The sequence below is a fragment of the Stratiformator vulcanicus genome, assembly GCF_007744515.1.
Lineage (GTDB): Bacteria > Planctomycetota > Planctomycetia > Planctomycetales > Planctomycetaceae > Stratiformator > Stratiformator vulcanicus.
The window spans coordinates 278,314-302,404 of sequence record NZ_CP036268.1 but is presented as its reverse complement, the minus strand read 5'-3'; the positions used below and the strand labels follow the sequence as shown (position 1 = coordinate 302,404).

At 58.8% G+C, this 24,091-nt stretch carries 19 protein-coding genes; 12 read left to right on the top strand and 7 right to left on the bottom strand.

Annotated features, from left to right (window positions below; genetic code table 11):
- Positions 1-313: 313 nt before the first annotated feature.
- Entirely contained in the window at positions 314-682 is a 369-nt protein-coding gene (locus Pan189_RS01170; protein WP_145362145.1) for a hypothetical protein, read from the top strand.
- Between the two features lie 91 nt (positions 683-773).
- Here Pan189_RS01170 and Pan189_RS01165 read toward each other — a convergent pair whose 3' ends face one another.
- From Pan189_RS01165 to Pan189_RS01160, 3 genes are all read right to left on the bottom strand, one after another.
- Positions 774-1,841, bottom strand: a complete 1,068-nt coding sequence (locus Pan189_RS01165; protein WP_145362144.1) for a vWA domain-containing protein — start codon at positions 1,839-1,841, stop codon at positions 774-776.
- A gap of 45 nt (positions 1,842-1,886) precedes the next feature.
- The gene (locus Pan189_RS21110; RefSeq protein WP_310820912.1) at positions 1,887-2,054 is read right to left on the bottom strand and encodes a hypothetical protein; all 168 of its coding nucleotides are present in this window, start codon (positions 2,052-2,054) and stop codon (positions 1,887-1,889) included.
- A gap of 117 nt (positions 2,055-2,171) precedes the next feature.
- Positions 2,172-4,472, bottom strand: a complete 2,301-nt coding sequence (locus Pan189_RS01160; protein WP_145362143.1) for a PVC-type heme-binding CxxCH protein — start codon at positions 4,470-4,472, stop codon at positions 2,172-2,174.
- A gap of 600 nt (positions 4,473-5,072) precedes the next feature.
- Between Pan189_RS01160 and recQ the strand changes: the two genes are divergently transcribed.
- Positions 5,073-7,247: a DNA helicase RecQ gene (gene recQ / locus Pan189_RS01155; RefSeq protein ID WP_145362142.1), complete on the top strand. Its 2,175-nt coding sequence runs from the start codon at positions 5,073-5,075 to the stop codon at positions 7,245-7,247.
- Between the two features lie 49 nt (positions 7,248-7,296).
- On the opposite strand, the gene Pan189_RS01150 is transcribed toward recQ, so the two are convergent.
- A complete protein-coding gene (locus tag Pan189_RS01150) occupies positions 7,297-8,037 on the bottom strand; it encodes a hypothetical protein (protein WP_145362141.1) in 741 nt (246 codons plus the stop codon).
- A 22-nt stretch (positions 8,038-8,059) separates the two neighbouring features.
- Positions 8,060-8,911: a caspase family protein gene (locus tag Pan189_RS01145; RefSeq protein ID WP_145362140.1), complete on the bottom strand. Its 852-nt coding sequence runs from the start codon at positions 8,909-8,911 to the stop codon at positions 8,060-8,062.
- A gap of 228 nt (positions 8,912-9,139) precedes the next feature.
- Here Pan189_RS01145 and Pan189_RS01140 point away from each other — a divergent pair, with 228 nt between their 5' ends.
- The 4 genes from Pan189_RS01140 to Pan189_RS01125 all read left to right on the top strand — a co-directional run bounded on the left by Pan189_RS01140 (position 9,140) and on the right by Pan189_RS01125 (position 14,182).
- Positions 9,140-10,087: a cation diffusion facilitator family transporter gene (locus tag Pan189_RS01140; protein ID WP_145366061.1), complete on the top strand. Its 948-nt coding sequence runs from the start codon at positions 9,140-9,142 to the stop codon at positions 10,085-10,087.
- A 172-nt stretch (positions 10,088-10,259) separates the two neighbouring features.
- Entirely contained in the window at positions 10,260-10,937 is a 678-nt protein-coding gene (locus Pan189_RS01135) for a hypothetical protein (RefSeq protein ID WP_145362139.1), read from the top strand.
- 410 nt (positions 10,938-11,347) lie between these two features.
- Entirely contained in the window at positions 11,348-13,147 is a 1,800-nt protein-coding gene (locus Pan189_RS01130; RefSeq protein WP_145362138.1) for a hypothetical protein, read from the top strand.
- Positions 13,148-13,246: 99 nt separating this feature from the next.
- Entirely contained in the window at positions 13,247-14,182 is a 936-nt protein-coding gene (locus Pan189_RS01125) for an alpha/beta hydrolase (protein WP_310820910.1), read from the top strand.
- 93 nt (positions 14,183-14,275) lie between these two features.
- Here the strand turns inward: Pan189_RS01125 and Pan189_RS01120 are convergent, their stop codons facing one another.
- A complete protein-coding gene (locus tag Pan189_RS01120) occupies positions 14,276-15,463 on the bottom strand; it encodes a molybdopterin molybdotransferase MoeA (protein ID WP_145362137.1) in 1,188 nt (395 codons plus the stop codon).
- A gap of 227 nt (positions 15,464-15,690) precedes the next feature.
- On the opposite strand from Pan189_RS01120, the gene Pan189_RS01115 reads away from it, so the two are divergent.
- The 5 genes from Pan189_RS01115 to Pan189_RS01095 are packed head-to-tail and all read left to right on the top strand — an operon-like array spanning position 15,691 to position 18,372.
- On the top strand, positions 15,691-16,041 hold the full coding sequence (locus Pan189_RS01115) for a carboxymuconolactone decarboxylase family protein (RefSeq protein WP_145362136.1): 351 nt from the start codon (positions 15,691-15,693) through the stop codon (positions 16,039-16,041).
- Positions 16,034-16,681: a molybdenum cofactor guanylyltransferase gene (mobA, locus tag Pan189_RS01110; protein ID WP_310820908.1), complete on the top strand. Its 648-nt coding sequence runs from the start codon at positions 16,034-16,036 to the stop codon at positions 16,679-16,681. The genes Pan189_RS01115 and mobA overlap by 8 nt, the downstream gene beginning before the upstream one ends.
- A complete protein-coding gene (gene moaA, locus Pan189_RS01105; RefSeq protein ID WP_145362134.1) occupies positions 16,671-17,651 on the top strand; it encodes a GTP 3',8-cyclase MoaA in 981 nt (326 codons plus the stop codon). The genes mobA and moaA overlap by 11 nt, the downstream gene beginning before the upstream one ends.
- Positions 17,652-17,654: 3 nt before the next feature.
- Positions 17,655-17,921 (top strand): MoaD/ThiS family protein, encoded by a 267-nt coding sequence (locus Pan189_RS01100; protein WP_145362133.1) that lies wholly within the window; start codon positions 17,655-17,657, stop codon positions 17,919-17,921.
- 40 nt (positions 17,922-17,961) lie between these two features.
- Positions 17,962-18,372 (top strand): molybdopterin synthase catalytic subunit, encoded by a 411-nt coding sequence (locus Pan189_RS01095; RefSeq protein WP_145362132.1) that lies wholly within the window; start codon positions 17,962-17,964, stop codon positions 18,370-18,372.
- A gap of 24 nt (positions 18,373-18,396) precedes the next feature.
- Here the strand turns inward: Pan189_RS01095 and moaCB are convergent, their stop codons facing one another.
- Positions 18,397-19,440 (bottom strand): bifunctional molybdenum cofactor biosynthesis protein MoaC/MoaB, encoded by a 1,044-nt coding sequence (gene moaCB / locus Pan189_RS01090; protein WP_145362131.1) that lies wholly within the window; start codon positions 19,438-19,440, stop codon positions 18,397-18,399.
- Between the two features lie 297 nt (positions 19,441-19,737).
- On the opposite strand from moaCB, the gene carB reads away from it, so the two are divergent.
- A complete protein-coding gene (carB, locus tag Pan189_RS01085) occupies positions 19,738-23,169 on the top strand; it encodes a carbamoyl-phosphate synthase large subunit (RefSeq protein WP_145362130.1) in 3,432 nt (1,143 codons plus the stop codon).
- The last annotated feature ends 922 nt before the right edge of the window (positions 23,170-24,091 follow it).

The window sequence follows — 24,091 nt, the reverse complement described above, 5'->3', positions numbered from 1 at the left end:
AGAAGCGATCGGAACAAAAGAGTTTGCCGCGCCTAAGGGCGCGTCGGGTGGCCGGGGACGGCGCTTTCGCCGCCCCCGGAACGAGCAATCTCAAAGTCGTGACGGCTTCAAGCTGGCACGAATGAGGTCGCGATCTCTGCGAGTCGTTAAGGAGGCACTCACAGCCAACAAATGAGCTGCCCTTACATTCAAACTGACCCCCTCTCCAAAGAATACATGCGCGGATTTTGCGGCGGTGTTCGGGTATGATTTCAGATGAGAACCTGCGGGCGATCGTCCGCATTGGGGTCGACAATCTGCGAAGGAGAATTCGATGAGCATGCATTCCAGCCACGGCATTCGTGCCGTCGCCGTCGCTCTAATGATCAGCGCGGGAGCGTCCTTCTACGCGGCGAGTTCCGAAGCGGGGGGCTATTACTACGCGGCGCCGAGTTACTACTACGGTCCGCCGGTTGTGGTGCAGCGATTCTATGCCCCGCCGGTCACCTATGCCCCGGCGTTCTCGTATTACGAGCCCTACGTTCCGGTCGCCGCTTATCGCCCGCCGGTCTACGAGCCGCTGCCGACCGTGACCCGCTTTTCACCGCGCCGCTACACCGAAAAATATTACGGCCCCTACGGCAAATACGAAGTCAACTATCGCTTCAAGAATGGCTACGTCGAAGTCGACATCGACGATTAATCACGGCGCTGAAGACAAGCCCGAACTGCTGATAGCCCGCAGCGCAAGCAAGGGCGATTCATCTGGTTGCGGGCTCGCAATTCGAACGCCATCACTGACCAATCCACTCCAGTCCGATTTGCCTGAGATCGACGACGTTATATCGGCCGCCGTGATGCACCGAGAGCGCATTCAGCAAGCTGTCAACGTACGTGTTTTCCGCGGTCTTAAAGCGGATGCAGTGGATCGTCGAACCGTGTTCGTTCCAGTTTGAGATCGCCATTAAGTCGTTCCGGTCGAACAGACCGAAGTTTGCATCTGTTAAAAAGAACACGACATCCGGTCGCCTTTTCAAAGCGACACGCAGCGCTGGCATCGGATTCGTGCCTCCAAACGGCAGGACGGCATTAATTTGCTGAGGAAGTTGTTCCTTAAACGATGCCCGCAGAGTTTCAGATCCCTGCGGTGAGGCGACCGCGACGTGTTCGTGGTTGTAAAATACGATGTCATACCGCGAGTCGACGCCGAGCGCGCCGATGGCGCGGATAAGTTCTTTCTTCGCATGGTAGATCGCATTAAAGGTCGACATGCTGCCGGACCGGTCGACGATAAAGGCAAAGTGTTTTCCGTTGGCCTCGATGCCGAAGAAGCTCGTTTTGCTTTTGCCTTTGGCGGCCCCACCCGAACCGGTTGTCCCGCCGGCGTCCCCGACGAGCGATCCGAGATTCACACCCGCGAGCGTCGCTTGCGCACCGACATTCGCAGCAAATGGGGACGACGGGGCGGTCGGCAGAAAGGAATCAGAGGCGACATGCTCGAATGTCTGCTCGAACGTCGGGACCGAAGCCGAAGCGGAATCGGAGACGTCGATCGACACGGCTGTCAGCGGTTCGACCGCCGTGTCGAGAGCCGTCGAGATCACGATCGCTTCCGATGCCGGTGCCAGGTCCCGATGAAAGAAGATCAGGCCGAGCAGCAGTAGCAGCGCTGCGTGCCCCAGGAAGCTGACCGCCAGTCCCTTCCAAGCGGTCGGCAGATAAGAAGCCGACCGCGCCGCAGTCTCGGGATTCGCCGATGCCTCGCCGTGCTGATCGGCGGCATCTCGATACCACCCAGGTCGCGCAGGGACGGTCTGCGGCAAACTTCCGGCCAGCCGGGTTGTGGTGATCAGATTGGTCATGGCTGGCTCTCAATAAGTCGATCCGAGTTGCAGCGGCGCGGAGCATCAGTCTTTGGAAAGTTGCCGGACGTCGATGACGTGGTACCGGCCACCGAAGTGTTTCGAGAACTGCATCAGCTTCTTGTCGACTTCGGTATCCTCACCCGATTTGAAACGGATGCAGTGAATAATTGCCCCACGCTTATTTGCCAGTTCGAGTTTGAACCGATCCAAGCCCGATAGCTCACCGATGTCGCCGTCGGATCATCATTGTAGAACACAATGTGGCAGCTTTCTTCACAGTAATGAACACAGCAAATTATTTCTCGTGTGATTTCATTAAAGATGTTACTATTCGATGTCGGACTGCGCAGGCTCAATTGTCAGCTGTGGCTGCTTTAGAAAGGCCACAAGGTCTGCAATTTCGCCAGGATTTAACAACTTGTCAAATCCGTCAGGCATTAACGAAACGCTGGAATATCGAGCTTCTTCGATATCCTGAAACGCGACCGACTTAACGACCCCTTCCGCAGAAGAAAGGAACATGGTGTCCACCGTCTCCTTCACCAGTAGGCCGGAGACGACGATCCCGTCCTTCGTCAGAACGGTCAAGGTTTCGTGGTAACGCGCAATTGATGCGCTCGGAAAGACAATCGCTTCCAGCAAATCTCGTTCGCTTCTAATTGTACCAATCCTTGTCAAATCCGGCCCCAGCCTGGCGCCCCGCTCGCCTTTGAGATGACAAATAACGCATTTGGATTTCTGTCGATCTTCGAACAGCTTCGCGCCACGTCGTAGATCGCCACGGGGCAGAAACGTGGAGAGTTCGTCGAGGCGTTTCTTCTGTCGGGCGAGTTTCTCTTCGTCCGGCGGCGAGGGTTCCGAAAACTCAATTTCTGGATAGTCACTCGGAACAACACCTCGTTCGTCAACATATCTCATTTTCCGAACCTGACGAGCAGCAGGGTGATTTGCAGGTAGGCCGCGGACTTCCCCGATCTCGTAGAGTGCGTAGATAATTGCATGTTTTGAAAACGGATCGAGTTCGGCGGAGTAGGACGCCAGCAGCGGCTCGACCGCCTTGCTGTCGCCGATTCTGCCGAGAGCCATTGCCGCAAGTCGACGAAGCCGCGCGTCATCATCGGAGATAATGGCGAGAAGTGGCTCTATGGATTCTCGATCGCGCCAAAGTGCAACGCTTTGGATCGCCGCGACGCGCACATCAGAGGCATCCGCATTTAATAACTTCCTAACGGCCAACCGCGCCTGCTGACTTCGGATTCGGTGCAACGACCACACCGCCGGAACGCCAGCGGTGGCCGCTCGCAGCTCGTCGACAACAGGATTCGACGAACCTTCTCCACGGGCCGCTAGCGCGTCGATCGCTCGCTTGACCACTGCGGGTCGCTCATCGGAAAGCCAATTGACTTCGGGAAGACTCCAGTCAAAGTTCAGGCCGCGCGGATCCTTGTGCGGCGCCGTTCCCTTTCTTTGAATTCGATAGATCGCCCCGAGGATATCAGGTTTGGCAATCTTAGAAGTCGGGCAACAGATCATGTACCAGCTGCCCGTATCGGCGACCAGTAAGCTTCCGTCCGCATCCTCGATCACATCAGTCGGATGAAAATCTGACTGATCGCTTTCGATAAGGACACTCGGTTCGGCAGAGTAGGACGAACCGGATATCGATAGCCGATGCCTCGAAACACGACGCGTGTTAAATTCGGCGCAGACAAGGTCATCTTTCCAACCCGCTGCCCGATGACGTGGCATGACGATGCCTGAAGGTGCTGCCGGACCGAGCTGCGCCATAATTGGCAGCAGGCTTCCTGTATTGGGAAGCGGCGCCAGAACTCGTTCATGTTCCTTTCCGTAGGTTCCTCCATAGACGGCATGCAGAATTCCATCACGCCTGCCGGGTTCAGATAAATCGAAGAAAGTTCCGCTGAGAAACCGCTCGCCAGTTTCCCCGAAAGCCAGCCCGACCGGGTTGTTCATGCCGCCGGTAATCACTACTTCCAGTTGGCTGCCATCGGGGCGAGCACGGTAGATGTGGGCGGCGCGTGAATTCAGTGTTTTGCCACCGTCCAGTTCGTGTTCCTGCGGGCCGAACGCGCCTTTGCACCAATAGAAGAATCCGTCTGGTCCCAGATACGGACCGTGCAGGTCGTTTCCGCACCCTTCGATCGACCCTCCGTCGAACCAAACGGATCGCTGATCCGCGACGTGATCGCCATCGGTATCCGACATCTTCCAAATATAGGGCGGTGCCCCCACGTAAATCGCATCGTGGTAAACAAGGATTCCCTCAGGAAATGGCACCCGATCGGCGAACACGGTCGACTTATCAAAAACGCCGTCTCCGTCGATATCTACCAGTCGCAACACCCGGTGCGCGGGGTTCTTCAGTTGTGCCGGGGCCTTATCCGTGTTGCCAGAGCTGTCGGTGACATACAGAACGCCCTCATCGTCGAAGCACATATGAATCGGACGCCTTACCAAAGGCGGTGCGGCCACACGCTTGAGTTCAAAACCACCGGGAATCGTGAAAGTGTGCGGTGCAAAAGTAACCGTTTCAGCACAATCCGATTCTCGATGAATACAGAACAGAGCAAGCGCAGCAAGTAAGCACACGCGGTCGTATCGGAGCATAAGTCGCTATTTACTATTTCGATAATAGACAAGGAACCAATCGGGCCGGCCAATGGGCATCTCACTCTTCACTCATGTAGCGGAACAATCGGTTTGCGAACATTCCACGACTGGACTGAACAGCCAATGCCTGCTGCACCACCTCGTTGAACGAGTGCCACCTCTTTGAATCCGCCTGGCTGTAAACTGTTGAGGGTGTGGTTGCGAACTATTTCTAATTGCCCACCGTCGAGAACGATCCGGGGACTGTCTGGTTGCGAATTGCAGCGTTGTAGAAACCGATGATTGGCCATTACGCCTAGGACATGTGCGCACCTGAGATGCAGTAAAATCCGCCCGCGTACCAGCGAGCGGATGACTCGCGATGATGCGCCGGATCGAAAATCAGTTGAGTCACGTGGGCCGCCAACTCGCACCGCGGTATTGATTTGACCACGTTCGAATTGCCAAAATTTTCCCGACATCACCGCAATTGAGATGACGTCGCCCCACACTAACATGGTGAAACGCAAATCGCGCGAGAATTCGACGGCTGATTTGAAGCTGATTTGAATTCGGTTACATTGTCTTTTGACCAGTATCCCTGCCCAAAGTCGAGATATGTCGCAGATCGCCGACGTGACCTCTTCTGCCGATCCGCTCGACGAAGCCCTGCGGCGCTACTGGGGCTACTCCAGTTTCCGGCCGCTGCAACGGGAATCGATCGACAACGTGATGTCCGATCGTGACTCCGTGGTCGTGCTCCCGACCGGGGGCGGCAAATCGCTGTGTTATCAGGTTCCTGCCGTCTGCAAGGAGGGCATCGCGGTCATCGTTTCGCCGTTGATCTCTCTGATGAAAGATCAGGTCGACGCCCTGACCGCCTGCGGCGTGCCCGCCGCCTGTATCAACAGCACACTCTCGGCGGCCGACCGGCTGGAGGTAGCCGATCGCGTTCGCGATGGCGAATTGAAACTGCTCTACGTCGCCCCCGAGCGGCTCGTCACCGAGCGGATGCTCAACTACCTCGACGATCAAAATGTCTCGCTGTTCGCGATCGACGAAGCACACTGCATCAGTCAGTGGGGTCACGATTTTCGGCCCGAGTACCGACAGCTCCGCGTGCTCAAGGAGCGTTACCCGAACGTCGGCGTCCACGCACTGACGGCGACGGCGTCGGAAAAAGTGCGGCTCGACATCGCCGACCAACTCGGGCTGCCGAAGGCGGAATATGTCGTCGGACATTTCGACCGACCCAACCTGCTGTATCGCGTCACGAGGCGGTCACGGGCTCTTGATCAAATCCGCGAAGTCATCGATCGACACAAGCACGAATCGGGCATCATTTACTGCATCAGCCGGAAGAAGGTCGATGAGACGGCCGCTTCGCTGAAGAGTCTCGGCATCCGCGCGGTGCCGTATCACGCCGGACTGGCTGATGAAGAGCGACATCGGCATCAGGACATGTTTCTGAATGAAGAGGCCGACGTCGTTGTGGCGACCGTCGCCTTTGGGATGGGTATCGACAAGTCGAACGTCCGCTTCGTGATCCACGCGGGTATGCCGAAGAGCCTGGAGCACTATCAGCAGGAGAGCGGTCGGGCCGGACGCGATGGTTTGGAGGCCGACTGCGTGCTGCTGTACTCATCCGCCGATGTGCAGCTGTGGAACCGCTTGATCGATAAGGGCGAAGCCAATGCCGGGGCTCTCGCGTCGCTCGCCGCGATGGAGGGCTTCTGCGAGAGCGCGACGTGCCGGCACCGCGCGATCGTCAACTACTTCGGGCAGGATTTGGAGCACGACAACTGCGGGGCGTGCGACGTTTGCCTGGGTGAGGTTGACCTCGTGGAGGACTCGCTGGTCATCGGGCAGAAGATCGCAAGTTGTGTCGTGCGGCTGGGCCAGCGATTCGGCGGCGACTACACCGCGATGGTGCTGACCGGCTCGAAGTCGGAGAAAATTCTCGCCGCCGAACACGATCAACTCAGTACCTACGGGTTGCTCTCGGAGCATTCCAAGCAGGCGGTACGAGGGTGGGTTGAACAACTCGTCGGGCAACGCTTTCTCGCCAAGACCGGCGAGTACAACACGCTCAGCGTGACGCCGGAGGGGCGGTTGCTTCTGAAAGGCGAAGCCACTCCCAGGTTGCTCAAACCGGCTGAGAAACCGAAACAAAGATCGACCGCCGCGGCCGAGTCGTGGGAGGGTGTCGACCGCGAGCTGTTTGAAGCGCTGCGGGAGGTCCGGTCACAGAAATCCGAAGAGGAGGGCGTACCGCCTTATGTCGTGTTCGCCGACGATGCCCTGCGGGATATGGCTCGCTTAAGGCCGACATCGATTCCCGCCTTCCTGCAGGTCCGCGGTGTCGGTCGCACCAAGGCCGATACCTACGGCGAGGAGTTTCTCGCCGTAATTAAAGAGCAATGCGCTGAGCGACAGTTGCAGACCGACGTCGGCCTGCCCGATGATTTGGAAATGCCGGAGAAGCGCGGGCCGTCAGCCGGCGCGATCGCCGCCTTCGAACTCTTCCGCGACGGTTGCTCGCGAGAAGACGTCGGCGAGCGATGCGGCCGGGCCGCGTCGACCGTCAACGGTTATCTGCTGCAATATATTGAGCACGAAGGTATTGATGACCCGACCCCTTGGGTTTCCGGCGACGCCGTGAGCAAAGTCCTCTCAGCGATCGACGAAGTCGGCGACCGCATGTTAAAGCCGATCTTTCAGCACCTCGACGGCGAGATCACTTACGAAGATATCAAGATCGTTCTCGCCTGCCGGCGGAATATCGATTCGTAGGCGGTGCCGCGAAGACCGCAGTTCGCGGATTGAAACCTCGTCGTCGGTTTTATTTTTCCGGTGTCTTCGCGATCGACTTGGCGACCTTCATGCCGACCCCCGCGGCGATCGTTCCGGCGAGGCCCTCCCCGATGCCGGCGATAAACAGCGATGCGATAAACCCGCCGACCGTAGCCATCGCCGGCCATAAGTAAGGCAGATACGGGCTGCGATCTGACGCGACCGAATGTCCGACGTCCTCTTCGACCGCCGCCCGGGCTTGAGCGAGAAGCTGCTGTGATGTCGGCTCGGTCTCGGAATCGGAGATATAATATCGCAGCGTGGCGAGCAGGCTCCAACCTCGGCACGCTGCCGGTCCGGAGTCGAGATGATTCATCGCAAATTGCTCGAGCAACCGAATGTCTTCCATGCTGATTTCGTGACCCTGCTCGACTTTCGAAATCATGACCCCGACCAAGCGGGCAAAGAACACGTCCGTATAACGGTCTGGCAATTCTTGAATCGTGCTGACCGCTTTGGCCACGCCATCAAATTTCAGTTCCGTGGCAATGAGCTCCCAGTATCCGCGGGACCCGTCATCGCCCGCATTCCATCCCGCACCACCTGCTCCGAATGTCACAACGGCAGTGGAACCGGGATTTTGCCCGGCACTATTTCCCATCGACGGCTCGCGCGACAGAGCGGACGGCACCGTTTCGGCGTTGACCCCGGGCGCCGTTATGTAGACGAGCGAGAGAATCAACCCGGTCAGTGCCCCGAGCAGTGCAAACTTAAATCGAGAAACGGTCATCGTATTTCATCAACGCTGTCGCTTAAGGTCGCTTTAATTCGATCGGAACGTACAACTGCGGCGTCTGTGATTTTTGCTTTAAATCATTGATCGCATTGCCTGACAGGAGCACCACGTCACGGCGAGCTTTTAGTTTCGCGTAGTGCTGCCCGGTCTTAGTTTTGACTTCTGCCAAAATCTCCTTCCAACTCAGGGCCTCGTTTCGATGTCGATGGAGCGCCCCGGCCATCTCGTAGGAGAAAATACCGCCATTCACGACTTGCAGTTGATTCGGGTCATCGAATGACGGCTCAAGATGAGCTCCGATCGCATATTCACCGGCACTCGACGAGATGATGCAGACCGGAATGTCCGCGGGCTGATCAAAGAACAGAGCCTTAAATAGCTTCGAAGGCTCACGCGGAGAGTTCGGGGCGGGGGCCCAGTAAGAGTCATTGCCGATCGCCTGACAGCATTCAAACAGGGCGACTGTCTTACGGGCTTTGGTTTTCTTTAAACGCCGCAGTATCTCTTTAATTAAAACCGGTTTGCCGTCGCCATTGAGCTTGATATAAGGCTGTCGCTGCTGATTGATATAGCCGTGGCCGGCGTACAGCAGCAGGACCGCATCATCCGAATCGGCGGGGATGGCCTCGATGCTATTGAGCAGATGACGTACTGAGAGCGGGCGGTTCGGCAGGTGATGCACCTTCACGCGGGAATCGGGCATTTGCCCCCACGCTTCTCGGTCGAGCAGGGAGATACTCATCTCAACCGCCAGTTCGGATGATTTCGTCGGATCCTTGAGAGGGACCAGAATCAAATCCCCCTCCTCTGCCTGCGCGATCGTCGGGACCGCGCACACGAGCGCTAATACGATGGCGAGCCATTTCATCGATAATTTCCTTTCCTGGTCATCTCGATCGACCGTCGGATGTGAGGGACGTTCGATACCCCGCACTGCACGCCGTGACATCATAACCGAAGATCGACGTTGTTGGTTGGGAATCCACGCTGAGTTCGGAACAATGGCACGCCCGCGGTGGTCTACGTCGTTGCCGCGTCGCAGAACGCGAAGTCGACGCTGCTCATTGCTTTCCTTCATCGATCGCGGGCCTCATCGTTGCCTCACAATCACAGCCACAGCCACGATCACGGACACGGGCATTCGCACGCCCACGCTCACGCGAAAGACCAAAGCGATCTTCGGTTGATCGTTGCCGTCGCCGTCAATTTGGTCCTCGTGCTCGCACAATTGATCGGTGGACTCATCGCCGGGTCGTTATCGCTGATCGCCGACGCGCTGCACAACTTCAATGATGCCGGCTCGCTGGTCATCGCGCTGGTGGCAAGAAGAATCGCGCGGCGACCCGCCGACTCAAAGCGGACGTTCGGATATCGCCGGGCGGAGATGATCGGGGCGTTGATCAATCTTGTCACGTTGATGCTCGTGGCCATCTACCTGATGTACGAGGCGGTGATGCGGTTCGCGGCACAAGAGCCGATTGCGGGCTGGATCGTGGTGATCGTCGCGGGGATCGCCCTGGTGGTCGATGTCGCGACCGCCCTGCTGACTTACGCTCAGAGCAAAGACAGCCTGAACATCCGCGCGGCCTTCATCCACAACGTCTCAGATGCACTCGCGTCGGTCGCAGTCATCATCGCGGGGACGTTGATCCTGCTTTACGACTGGTACTGGATCGACCCGCTCGCCACGCTATTGATCAGCCTCTACATCTTGTGGCACGGCTGGGAGATGTTGCGGCAGACCATCCACATTTTGATGGACAGCGTACCGGCCGACATCGAACTGGGTGATCTCGTGGAAGCCATGCAGGCCGTCGAGCACGTCCGTGGCGTCCACCATATTCATGTCTGGCAGCAAGACGAGCAACACCGGGCACTGGAGGCCCACGTGGTGATCGACGAGTCGAATTTGTTGACATTCGAGGTGACCAAGCAACGACTTAAATCCCTTCTGGAAAACGACTTTCGCATTCAACATTCGACATTGGAATTCGAACTGGCCTCGTCCGATTGCCCGTCGACCGAGCGGATCGTCGGGCACTGAACGTTCCGACTGATTCCCAGCAATGCGGAATCTTCCTCACAAACGGCACGGTTTGCGCATCCTTCCAGACTGCCGCGGTGATCGCGGTCACGGCTCGCGGCCTGAGGCGTTCAAGACTGCCGTGTGGGTAGTTGTGCCGCCGAGCCGTCCCTACCTGTCTGGAGGACTCTTAATGTTGAAAATGACTGTTATTTGTTCCGCCTTGGCGCTGCTGGTCGGAACCGGAGCTGATGCATTTGCCTGCAAGAAGTCTGGCAGCCACTGCAGCAGCTACAGCACGGCGAGCCATCATTGTGGCGGCTCAACAGCCTGCAGTAGTTCCTACAAGCACGCGTCGAGCGACTGCTCGTCCTGCGGCACAGTGTCGCACGAGCATTCGTCAAGCGGATGCTCATCGTGCGGAAGTGCGAGCTACGAATCGCATCATTCGCCCAGCCACTCAAGCGGCAGTTCGTACTGCACCGGACCCGACTGTGCGTCGAACAGCCGGTCGCACCAGTCCAGTCATTCACAGGGCTACGTTCGCGGCGAGCAATATCAGCGACGCACGATCGTCCGCTCTGATGACTCACGCAGCCGCGAAATGGCCGATAGCGGACGCCGCCCCTCGGACGGAGCGGTGATGCACAACGGCCGCCGCGTTTACATCGGAGGAAGCTGGGACGGGAACCAGTATCGCCAGTGGAGCGGTGATCGCCAGAGTGGTCGCGTGACCGCGGGCTTCCGCGGTGGCGATGCTGATCGATTCGGCCAAGACCCCACCGGGGACTTCAGTGGTGCCCGTGACGGCGGAGCCTACGACAACCGCGCCGGTCGCGGTGCCAGCGTCGGCATCCAGATCAACCCGTAGTTTGCGGATGAACTAACGCGTCACAGCCGACGCAAAAACGACCAGCCGCCCTCTCCCAAAGCCGCAAACCGGCCCCGGGAGGGGGCGGTTTTTTTTGTGGGAACGACGGGGGATTCCTGTCGGGTGGCCGGGGATGGCGCTTTCGCCGCCCCCGGAACGCCAATTTTCGAACTTGAGATTGCTACACCAAGGTGCCACCGAACACGCCATCACTGTGAGCGCCGTCGAGGTGCCGTCTACAACCACCAGTTTGAAGTTTCTACTTGTCCGATCTGATTCACGATTAGACAACGCCGCCCGCTTCGCGTTTTGGATGTCGGCGGTAATTCATCTCGACATTTCAGCACTCGGAAAGGACAATTCAACACATATCGATGCGTTATTCTCTTTTCCTATCACGGAGCTGACTGATGTCGAACACACCTGAGAATTTGCCGGAGAAGATTCCCGAAGCCCCGGACGGCGAGGTGAAGTTCGCCACACCGGTTCGCAAACCGCAAAAACCCTTTTGGGAATATCTCTACACGCACAATCCATTTTACGTGATCAGTGCGGTCTTGCTGATCTTCGCGGTGCGCGCGGCATACGGTGAGTTGCAGATCGGCTATATCAACTGCGGCATGCTCATTGGCGTGCTCGCGGTCTACACCATGGTGCTGGCGGCGATTGCCGTCGTGCTGATCCGCTTCGGCAAAGTGTGGGACGATGTCCGCTCGGTCCTGCTACTGTGCCTGTTAATGTTCCTGGCGATATCGGTCGGAGCGGACGACCTGTTCGTGGCGATGGATTCGACCCGCGACGGGGCGAGCCTGATGCTGCTCGGATTTGTCTTTGCGGCTATATTGTCTGAAGCGGTGTTACTGTTTTCGGGAATCCGGCTCGCTGTCGCTTATCGACTGCCATATTACCTGTTCCTGGCGTTGTTCTTTGCGGCCCCTTGGTTACTTGCCCCCAGTGGCGACACGCAGGACGCGCGACTCGTCGAATGGCTGCTGCTGGCATTTCCCACCGCGGCCGGGGCAATCCTGTTGTTATTAATTCCGGCGGTGCGACGAGGCGCTGAAACGGCGCGATCCAGCGGCACGCCTTGGCCATGGCCGTGGTTTCCATGGTCGATCTTCGCCTTTCTCGCCGGCGGAGCCGCCCTGCGCAGCTATGCGCTCTCGCTCACCTTCGGCCCGACCGGCCCGATCTGGAGCATCCATGAAACCGGACGGTCGATCGTACTGGCGACGATCTGGGGATCGTACTTTCTCGTTCCTATGCTCTTCGCCGTCATGGTGCTCATCGCGGAAGCGGGGATCGTTCGCCGAAATACCCGCCTGCTCAACGGCGCCCTGGTGGCCGCTCCCGCACTTGTCGTACTCGCGCTCCCATGGGGGCAGACGGCCGTCTTCGAGTCGTTCTATCTGCATGTGACCGAGACATTCGGGTCGCCCCTGTGGATGGCGGTCATGCTGCTGATCACGCTTTATGGCGTGTGCTGGCTGCGCGGCGTCCGCTGGGCGGGATACGGAGCGGTCGCCGCATTGGGCGTCGCGACCGTAGTGCATCCGACCACAATCGGCTTTGACACACTCGCGGAGCCGAACGCTTACGTGCTGATCGGCCTGGCGACGATTATCGCGGCGGACGGCTTCCGCCGGCTGTCTTCCTGGTCCCTCGCGGCCTCCGCGTTTGTGGCGGTCGGCGCGGTTTACCTGTGGCTCGACGGGACAGAACTCGAAGCCTTTCGGCATTCCATCTGCCTGCACGTGCTGTGGCCGCTGATGATCGCGATCGGCCTTGCCTGTCGGGATTGGCTGGGACGAACTTTCTCGCTCATCGGGGCAGGGCTTTTTCCCGTCGTGACAGGCTTGGTGCTGTTCGCGCCGCAGGTCGAAACAATTCCCGCCGAGTACAAAGTCGGTTACGTGACGGCTTTGCTGATGCTACTGGCAATTGTCGCGGGCGTTCATCGGAGTCCGGTCTTCGCAGGCTCGGCCGCGATTTGTTTGGGAATCGGAGCTTACGAAGGCATCGCCATCGGCTTCCGAATGCTGGCCCAGACCTACGGCTGGATGGCCGTCTCGGCACTGGTCTGGAGCATCGCGGCCCTCATCGGCGCTCTAATCATTAGCAGCCACAAAGCGAAGTGGATTCCGGCAAGAATGTTTTCCCGCTGGCGTGGCCACGCAACCCAACCGTCCGATGCGAGCGGTTCATCTTAACGAAGCTACCGCCCGCAACCTTGACTCCACCCCGTCGACCGGCGAGAACCGGTTGGCGGGGCTTCTTATTGACTCATCGATTTCGAAGAAGGAACCAAGATGAAAGCGATCGCATCACTTGCGGCGGCCTTATTACTGATCGTTTCGCACGCCGCGACCGCTGACGATGCGCCGCAGCGCGAAGAGATCGTCTATAAACATGCCAGTGACTCCGATCTCAAGCTGCATGTCTATCGGCCTGCCGTCGAGGAATCGGATGAGGCGCAGGCACGCCCGGCGATCGTGTTCTTCTTCGGCGGTGGTTGGGCCGGGGGTGACCCCAAGCAGTTCTTTCCGCATTGCGAGCACTTTGCGAAGCGGGGGATCGTCGCGATCAGTGCGGAGTATCGCGTGCACAGTCGGCACCGCGTGAAGCCCGCCAAGTGTCTCGAGGACGCTCGTGATGCCATTCGCTATGTCAGAGACCACGCCGATGAGTGGGGCGTTGATCCGAATCGCATCGTCTCTTCGGGCGGCTCGGCCGGGGGTCATCTCGCGGCGTGCCTCGGCGTTATCGAAGAGCAGGTCCGCGCGGCGGACGTGACGTCTTCAGAGTCGAACGCGATGATCTTGTTTAATCCCGCGCTGATCATCGCCAATGTCGAAGGCGAGGAATTGGATTCACTGGAACGCCACTCCAAGCTCTCCGATCGGTTCGGCGGTCCCGATCAGATGCGGGCCCTGTGTCCCTATCGCCATGTAGGCGAAGATGAACCGCCCACTTTGATCGTCAACGGAATAGACGACCCTTTGACAAAGTTTGAAGGGGCAAGAGCTTTTGCTCAGAAGATGCACGACAACGGTAATCGCTGCGTCGTCGTAGGCTACCCCAAGCAAGTACACGGCTTCTTCAATGCGAACCGGGGCGGTAATACGATGTACAATGCGACGCTCGACGAGGCCGATCGGTTTCTCGTATCGCTGGGGTACCTTCCGCCGAAGCCTGCGAGCCCGAATCTCTCCGACGAACTCGACGCGACCCGAGTCGGCGAGTAATGGTTGCGGCGTTATTAAGATCGCGGCGAATTGTTGATTTAACGTTTGGCAGTGTTGGCAGAATGGGTCGGCGTCCGTCGTTGTAAAAATTCTCTACCAAGAGAAGTATTTCCACGGGCCGCGACCGCTTTGTCCGGCGGGGATTTCTATAAATCCATCGGACTGACTGGCGTTGATGACATCGCCGGAGCCTCGGCTCTCCAGCAGTCTGGCTCCTTGCGGTTCCAATTGCACGAGCCGACCCCAGTGCAGATGCAGCGATTTTTCATCCGCGTTTAATAGACTCGTCGTTAAGACTGGCTCCGGCTTGTTAAAACCTGCCAAATGCTGGAGGTACGCGACGCCGAACCTCCGGCCCGTGTAGAGGACCGAGACCGGATTACCGGGGAGCCCCGCGATCAACGTGCCGTCTTGAACCGCAGTTAACAGCGGCTTGCCGGGGCGAATCGGTAACTTATGAAAAATGATTTCGCCGCCGGCGTTTTTCACCGCTTTGGGTACGAAATCTCGATCACCGACGGAGACGCCGCCGGTCAAAAAAATTGCGTCAAACTCCGACGAGAGTCGCTTTAAGAGGTCGGTCAGCTCTGTCAGCTTATCGGGGGCGTGAATTGGCGTTGCGACATCGAGATAGGGGCGGCTTTGAAACAGTCCCCGCAGCGCGAAGCCATTGGAATCGCGGATCTGCCAGGACTCCGGTTGCTGGTCGATTCGGCACAACTCATCGCCCGTCGTGACGATCGCGACCCGCACTCGGCGGTAAACCGAAAACTCGGCCGCCCCGCACGTTGCGGCCCCGGCGAGAGCTGCGGGTGTGAGAACCGATCCGGCTTGCAGAAAAGAGTGGCCGGACAATCCGTTTTCACCGCGGCGGCGGATGTGGCTGCCGATACGCGGCGGAGCGATGCCGTCTTTCAGCGTGATCGCGGCTTCTGCCTCATGCACGTCTTCGCGCTTAATGACCGTGTCGCATTCCGGCGGAACCGGGGCACCGGTGAAGATGCGGACGGCCGTTCCCGCCTTGCAAGTCGGCGGCGCATGACCTGCCGCCGCTTCGGCAGACACCGGAACGGAACCGGCCGTCAGCTCGTCGATACGCACGGCGAAGCCGTCCATCGCTGAGACATCGCACGCCGGGCTGTCTCGATCGAGCATAAGATCCGTGGCGAGGACTCGACCGCCCGCCTCGGTGATGCGAATCGTTTCGGTGGCGACCGGCCGGAGCCTTGACACCGCCGCGGCGATCGCGTCATCAGGGTTTTGGTATTGAAAATCAGCCATCGACGATCGTGAGGGTTCGAACCCGAGCTGATGAATCGAGAAGTTTGGCAAACTGCATCCGGACCACCGCGCTGTTATACTCGACGTTCCACGCAGAAAAGGAAATGAACCGTGTGATGGGGGACGAGACGCCGAGCGGCATCAACGGATCGCGGGACTTTGCCGCTGCCGCTTCGAGGTGTGTTCCGCGTTTCCCGTAACACTATCAAGAACTCAAAGTGCGACCGATGAGCGAAGCCAGCAAACTGCCGGGGACTTTTCGAGCCTTCTCGACCAAATATCCGAGCATCGTCGCGCAGCATGAGAAAATGGCCGGGGCCGTTGATGCGGTCGGCCCGCTCGACGACAAAACGAAATTCCTCGTGAAGATCGGTATTTCCTTGGGCGCGGGTTTGGAATCGGCCCTCCGGAGCCATGTCCGACGAGCGATGCAGGCGGGGGCCACGCAGGAAGAGATCGAGCAGGCCATTCTCTTGGGGATGAACACGAGGGGATTCCCCGCGACGGTCGCCGCTTGGAGTTGGGCTCAGGTGCAGTTTGATCGCGACCGCAATGACGAGGCGACTCGTGATGAATGATGCGACGGTCGATCGAACACGCCGTGATGTTTTACTCCGCAAATTGCTTCCCCCGGCGTACATTATTGCCGGGGGACGCAGCGCACGATTCGGCTCGGACAAATCACTCGCGGTCCACGATGGAACGCCCAACATCGTTCGCCTGCAGCAACAGCTTGTCGCACTCGGTTGTCCAACGGTCACCGCAGTTGCCCGCGAACCCGATTTCTACGGGTCTTTAGGTATTGAGACGATCGCCGACAACTTCGCTGACTGCGGGCCGATTGCCGGATTGGAGGCCGCACTCACCGATGCGACACAACGACGGCAATCCGACTCAGTATTAATGATCAGTTGCGACCTGCTTCAATTGAAGGCCGCTTGGATCGACGAGCTGCTCAACGAGGCCATTAATACTCCAAAGGCCGGCTCGATCGCGTTTCGGGGCGAGTGGTGGGAACCGTTCCCGGGAATTTATCGCGCGTCGATTCTGCCGAGTGCGCAATCATTGTTAAAAAGTCAGGGTCGCGGCAAATCGCTGCAGGGCCTCTTGAATTCTTCGGATGTCGCCGCGAGAGCACTGGCATTCCCGTCCGACTGGCCGGAGCGACTTTCTTTCAACACTCCTGAAGAATTGGCCTCGGCTGCGAATGCTCATTGATCGATACGGCCGCCGTCACACGAGCTTGCGGGTCAGCGTCACCGACCGCTGCAACCTGCGGTGTACTTATTGCATGCCGGAGGCCACGCCGGACTACCATCCGAGAAGCGAAATTCTCACATTCGAAGAGATCTCGCGAGTGGCGCAGGTTGCGGCTTCGCTGGGCGTCACAAAGGTGCGGCTGACCGGCGGTGAGCCACTCGTCCGAAGCGAGTTACACACACTCGTGCGGATGCTCGATAACATAGAGAACTTAAAAAGCATCGCTTTAACGACCAACGGAACGTTACTGGCCGAGCAGGCACCGCGGCTATATGACGCCGGCCTCCGCAGCATCAATGTCAGCCTTGACGCGCTGAATGAAGCCGACTTCCAGGCGGCGACGCGGCGCCCCGGACTTACTAAGGTATTGGCCGGAATCGATGCGGCCCGCGATCTCGGGATGGTCGTGAAATTAAACGCCATAGCGATGCGCGGTGTTACCGAATCGCAATTAGAATCCTTCGGACTATTTGCGAGGGAAACGGGAATCACGGTCCGCTTCATCGAATTCATGCCGCTCGAGGCCGATCAGTTTTGGAGTGAGCAGCAGGTCCTCGGCGCGGACGAAATCATCACCCGACTCGGCGAAGCGATCCGCCCGCTCGTCCTCTTGAACGAGGACTCGTCGTCCCCCGCCACCCAATATGAATTTAATGACGGCGTCGGCCGCATCGGAATTATCTCTTCGGTGACGAAACCGTTTTGCGGCTCCTGCGATCGCTTTCGGCTGACCGCGGATGGCAAAGTTCGAAGTTGTCTGTTCGGCGACGATTCAGGAGATGTTCGAAAACTATTACGGAACTCCGCTGACGATCAGGCCATCGCGGAATTGCTACGCGAAGTCATCAGTAATAAGAAGGCGGGGCACGGGACCGATGACCTGACGTTCCTGCGGCCACATCGCGCGATGCACTCGATCGGTGGTTGAATCATGACGTGCGACACTTCCTCGACGCTAACGGTTCTGGTCTTCGGACCACAGGCCCGGATGGTGAAAGGCGAAACCTTGATCGTTCCGCATCAGGGCCTGCCGACCACCGCAGGGAGCATTTTGACGAACATCGGCGAGCATTTCCCGCCGTTGCGACCATCCCTGTCTCGCAGCAAGTTGGCCGTAAATCATGAGATCGCCGATGCCGACACGATCATTGACGGCAGTGAAGAACTCGCGCTGATCGGCCTCGTCAGCGGCGGTTAATTGAGTTGCGTGACAACCTCATAAGAGTGAGATCGGATGTATGTCGGAAAGAGCGTCGGAACTTCAAATTAAACTCACGCCCGGCCCGATTGAATGTCACGACCCGTTACGGATTGCCGGAGCGGGGGCGGTTCTCACGTTCGAAGGCATCGTCCGCCCGCATGAAGGAGAGCGGGAAATTGATGGTCTGCTCTACGAAGTCTATGAGCCGATGACCTCTCGCGAATTAAGACGCCTCGCCGAAGAATTAATGGCGACCCATGACATCATCGGCTGCTTTGTCGAACACAGCGTGGGGTTCGTGCCGCACGGGGAGTGCTCGTTCCTGCTGCAAGCGGCCGCAGCCCATCGCCCTAATGCGTTGGCTTTCATCGCAGTCTTTATCGATCGGATGAAGCAGCACGTTCCAATTTGGAAAGTACCGCAATATCGGGGAACGGAAACCGAGTAAACTCTCGGAACATTATTCGCGCGATCATCCGTCTTTGACATCACCGCGAAGCGTTTCGATCGCGTGGGGCAAAATATCGATCACCCCGCCGAGCGTCTCCGTCGCTCCCCGCTCGGAGCCGGGCAACGTAATAATTAAGGTCCCTTTGCGCGTCCCCGCGATGCCGCGTGACAGATACGTCTTCGGCGTGATTGATGCGCACCGCGCTCGCGCCAGTTCCATTAATCCGGCGTGCTCTCGCTCAATGACGGCGGCGGCCGCTTCCGGCGTTACGTCGCGGGGGGCGAGACCTGTCCCGCCGGTCGAGAGGATCAAATCGACCGCCGCTTCGTCATCGCAAAGATCAATCAGCGACCGCTCAATCTGCGCTGCGTCGTCTGGGACGCATCCGGTCCAGACGACCTCCCCGGCGAGTTCACGTCGCACCATCTCGCCCAGCGCCGGGCCGGAGGTGTCAGTCCGTTCGCCGCGGGCGCAGCGATCCGAAACCGTCAGGATGGCCGCACGAATCGGCGGTTGAATTTCTGAATCGTGCTCCGTCGCTTTGCTCTTATCACCCGTGTCGTCGGATACTTCTGCGTGCTCGAAGTCACTCGCAAAGTGATGAGTCCCTGACCGGCCGCCCGACTTTTCAACGACCCGGATGCGTTCAAGCGACATTTCCCGGTCGATGGCTTTTCCCATGTCAATGATCGTCAAACCCGCCACGGACACGGCCGTCAGCGCTTCCATTTCGACACCGGTTTTCGCGGTCGTTGAGACCTCGGCGCGGATGAATAACTGGTCAGCCGCAAATCGAAAGTCGATGCGGACATCCTCCAAAGGGAGTTGGTGGCACAGTGGAACGAGATCAAAGGTTTTTTTGGCCGCACCGATGCCGGCCAACCTCGCCGTCTCGATGACCGGTCCTTTCGGCATCCGATTTTCCGAGAACGCGATGAGCGTTTCCGGCGCGGCCCGGACAATCCCTTCGGCAATCGCGCGGCGGGCCGTGACGGGCTTGTCGCCCACGTCCACCATGTTGACCCCGCTCGAGGCATCGACATGAGTCAGTTTTTGTTCGTTCATGGGTCGTTCCGCGGCACCGTCGTTTCGACTCTCTCACCTCATCGAACCAGAGCATAGCTCTGCGAACGTGGCCGCCATACTGATCGCCCGAGCTTGAATCGGACATCGCGAAGTGCCCGCGGGTTGAATCTCTCACGGGGCCAGTTACCCTCTACGAGATTCGCCTCCGCCGCGCCAAACGGTACGGGGAGCCGTCTCCCCCTGACGCCGAACCGACGACCCTCGTCCGCGAGTGCTTCGCTCAGGACCGAGGGTCATTTTCTATGTTTTGACTGCTGTCGAGAGACTTGCGCCGCTATGCCCAAACGAGACGACCTCCACAAAATTCTGATCATCGGGTCCGGGCCGATCGTCATCGGGCAGGCATGTGAGTTCGACTACTCCGGGGTTCAGGCGTGTAAAGCGCTGAAAGAAGAGGGTTACGAGGTCGTGCTGGTCAACAGCAACCCGGCGACCATCATGACCGACCCCAACACGGCCGATCGAACCTACATCGAGCCGATCACTTGGGAGTACGTCGCCGAGATTCTGAAGAAAGAACGCCCCGACGCCGTGCTGCCTACGTTAGGGGGACAAACGGGACTCAACACGGCGATGGACCTCGCCCGGCGGGGAATTCTCGACCAGCTCGGGATCGAACTGATCGGCGCCCGCGAAGAAGTCATCAAGAAGGCCGAGGAACGCGAACTCTTCAAGCAAGCGATGGTCAAGATCGGCCTCGACGTGCCGCGCTCGGCTACGGTCCACGATATGGACGAAGCCCGGTCGGCGGTCCGCGAGGTGGGGCTGCCGGTGATCATCCGCGCGAGTTTCACGCTCGGCGGGGCGGGGGGCGGCATCGCCTACAACCGCGAAGAATTCGAGGAGATGGTCCGCCGCGGGCTGAAGCTTTCTCCGGTGAGCGAAGTGCTGCTCGAAGAGTCGATCCTCGGCTGGAAAGAGTACGAGATGGAGGTGATGCGCGATTGCAAAGACAATTGCGTCATCATTTGTGCGATCGAGAACCTCGACCCGATGGGCGTCCACACCGGCGACTCCATCACCGTCGCCCCGGCTCAGACGCTGACCGACAAAGAATATCAGCGGATGCGGGATGCGACCTTCGCCTGCATGCGCGAGATCGGCGTCGAGACCGGCGGCTCCAACGTGCAGTTCGCGATCGATCCCGACAGCGGTCGGATGGTGATCATCGAGATGAACCCGCGTGTCTCGCGGAGTTCGGCCCTCGCCTCGAAAGCGACCGGTTTTCCAATCGCCAAGATCGCCGCCAAGCTCGCCGTGGGGTATCGGCTCGATGAGATTCCCAACGACATCACCCGCGAGACGCTCGCCTGCTTCGAGCCGACGATCGATTACGTCGTCACAAAAATCCCCCGCTGGACCTTCGAGAAATTCGCCGAGGCGGACCCCACGCTGACGGTGCAGATGAAATCGGTCGGCGAAACGATGGCGATCGGCCGAACCTTTAAAGAGTCGTTGCAGAAGGCGCTGCGGGGCTTGGAGACCGGCCACTTCGGCCTCGGCGGCGGCAAGAAAGACCTCTGGGGCACGGCGAAGCAACCGCTGCCGGAAGAGATTAAGAGAAAACTGTCGGTGCCGAACTGCGATCGCATCTTCTATATCCGCTATGCGATGAAGGGCGGCATGACGGTTGAAGAGATTCATGAATTAACCGACATCGATCCGTGGTTCCTCGACAATCTCGAACAGATCGTGCAGATCGAGGACGAGATTCGCAGCATCGGTCGGTTGGAGGACGCCACACCCGAGTTAATCCGAAAAGCAAAGCGGGCCGGTTTCTCCGACATGCAACTCGCCCTGTGGTGGGGCTCGACCGAGCTTGAGGTTCGGCGCAACCGCCGAGAACAACACGGCATCGAAGCAACCTTTAAACAGGTCGATACCTGTGCGGCCGAATTCGAAGCATTTACGCCTTATTACTATTCAACCTATGAAAGCGAAGACGAAACGCCACCGCGAAAGTCGGCCGAGGAGGGAAGGTCGAAGATGGAAGGGGGCGACCCCGACGTCGCCGCATCGGCATTGCATCCGTCGGTTTCGAACCGCGTTCTAAAGCGTGAAGAGATTCCGGGCGTGACGCTCAACTCTCGACTCTCGACACTCGAACGCGAAGCGCAGCCTCGCATCATGATTCTCGGTGGCGGTCCGAACCGGATCGGCCAGGGAATTGAGTTCGACTACTGCTGCTGTCAGGCCTCATTCGCACTTCGCGAACTCGGCGTCGAAAGCATCATGGTCAACTCCAATCCGGAGACGGTCTCGACCGACTATGACACGTCCGACCTTCTATTCTTCGAACCATTAACTCTCGAAGACGTTCTTAATATCTGCGACCGGCTCGATCCGGACGGGGTGATCGTCCAATTCGGCGGGCAGACGCCGTTAAATCTGGCGCGCGGACTTGAGCAGGCCGGGATTAATATCATCGGCACATCGCCCGAAATGATCGACGCGGCCGAAGACCGGGAACGGTTCCAACAGATGCTGTATCGGGTCGGTTTAAAGCAGCCGCCGAACGGCACCGCTACCAATACCGAAGGCGCTCGCAGCGCCGCAGAGCGAATCGGCTTTCCCGTCCTCGTGCGGCCCAGCTATGTTCTGGGAGGCCGGGCGATGGAGATCTGCTACTCGGAAGAAGAGATTGCCCGCTATATGGACGAAGCGGTCGACGCGTCGCCTGATCGTCCCGTCTTAATTGATAAATTTCTGGAAGACGCGATCGAAGTCGACGTCGATGCGGTTTGCGACGGCGAAACGACGGTCGTCGGCGGGGTGATGGAGCATATCGAAGAAGCCGGCGTTCACTCGGGCGACTCCGCCTGTGCCCTGCCGCCGCATTCATTGACTCAGTCGGTCATCGATGAAATTAAGGTCGCGACCCGAAAGATGGCTGAGGAACTGCAGGTCCGCGGATTAATGAATGTGCAGTTCGCGGTAAAAAAAGGCGAGAGGCCAGAGTCGAGTGGCGAGAGTCAGTTCGAAGTCTTCGTTTTGGAAGTGAACCCCCGGGCCTCGCGGACGGTGCCGTTCGTGAGCAAAGCGACGGCGCGGCCCTTTGCGAAAGTTGCGGCGAAGGTGATGGCAGGGGTGTCGCTCGCCGAACAGAACATCGACGGCGAGATCATCCCCCCTTATTACTCGGTCAAAGAAGCGGTCTTCCCGTTCCAGCGGTTCAGCGGCGTCGACATCATCCTCGGCCCGGAGATGCGTTCCACCGGTGAAGTCATGGGAATCGACGAATCGTTCCCGATGGCCTACGCCAAGAGCCAGATCGGGGCGGGGACGTCGCTGCCGACCGAGGGCACGGTCTTCATCAGTATGGCGAAGAACCACAAGCAGGCAATGATCGAACCGGCCCGTCGGCTGCGGCAACTCGGTCTTAAGATCATCTCGACCGCCGGCACCGCGGCGTTACTTCGCGAAAACGGCATCGAGGTCGAAACCGTTAAGAAGGTTCAGGAAGGCCGGCCGAACCTGCTCGACTTCATGGCCAACGGCGACGTGCAATTCGTCTTTAATACGCCGTCGGGCCGCGGCAGCCGCACGGACGAAGGCCGTATCCGTTCCGCCGCGGTTGCCTACGGCGTCCCCTGCGTCACGACCATCCCCGGCTGCATCGCGGTTGTCGACGCTTTAGAAGCCCTGCACGCCGACCCCCAACCCCGGGTCAAACCGATCCAGGAATGGGCGGAAATGCTGCCGTCTTAAATATGCTTTCGACAAGCCGCACTTCCTGAGAAGTGCGGATCGAACGCAGTGACGTGCCGCATCGGCTTGTTGGAGGCTCGACCCGCGTTCGATCCGCGGTTCACAGGAACCGCGGCTTGTGATCGTAATTTGACTTCCGGTGCCTGGAGCGTGCCGCCCCCGCAGGGCAAGGCTCGCTCTGTTCTTACACAGACCACAATCCGGCTCCCCTACCGGCTGTCGCCGACGCGACCAGTGCAAGAACGAAGCGAGTTCCCAGATACGGGGGCGAGACGCACCCCGGCACCCAAATTCGACGGAGCCGCGCAACCATCTTCCCAAGGGTAGAGGAACACACGGTGCGCACCGCCTCTGTTCGCCCCGCCGGTGGGTGCAGTCACTTGGCTGCAGCTTCCCATGCGGCGGATGTTGCCGCGGCAAGACTGCCGGGCGCGCGTCCGATTTTTTTTAGAGCTGTCGGCTATCGGCTGTCAGCGATCAGTAAGACACGGGTAGCCCGGCCTTTCATGGCCGGGTGCCGACAGGCACAAGATGCCGCTCGAAAACATTAAGAAAGAATTGGAGGCCGACACCGAAAGGAAATTAATAAATCCCGAGTGGCACGGACACCGTCCGTGCGGCGCAGCCGCAAGAGCATTCAGCTACCGACCACAACTAAAATTTGATGCCTGATCAGCAGGGAAATCTAAACGTGAGTGCTCTAGTCGCTTCGCGACCCGGACGATGTCCGGGCCACACTTGAATTGGGTAGGCGTTGATCCAATCTCCGAGTGGCACGGACACCGTCCGTGCGGCGCAGCCGCCAGAGCATGCAGCTGCCGACCACAATTAACATTGGACGCCGGACTGGCAGGGAGATCTCAACCTGAGTGCTCTTGTCGCTTCGCGACCCGGCCACAATTGGCCTGGCTACCCCTGTTGC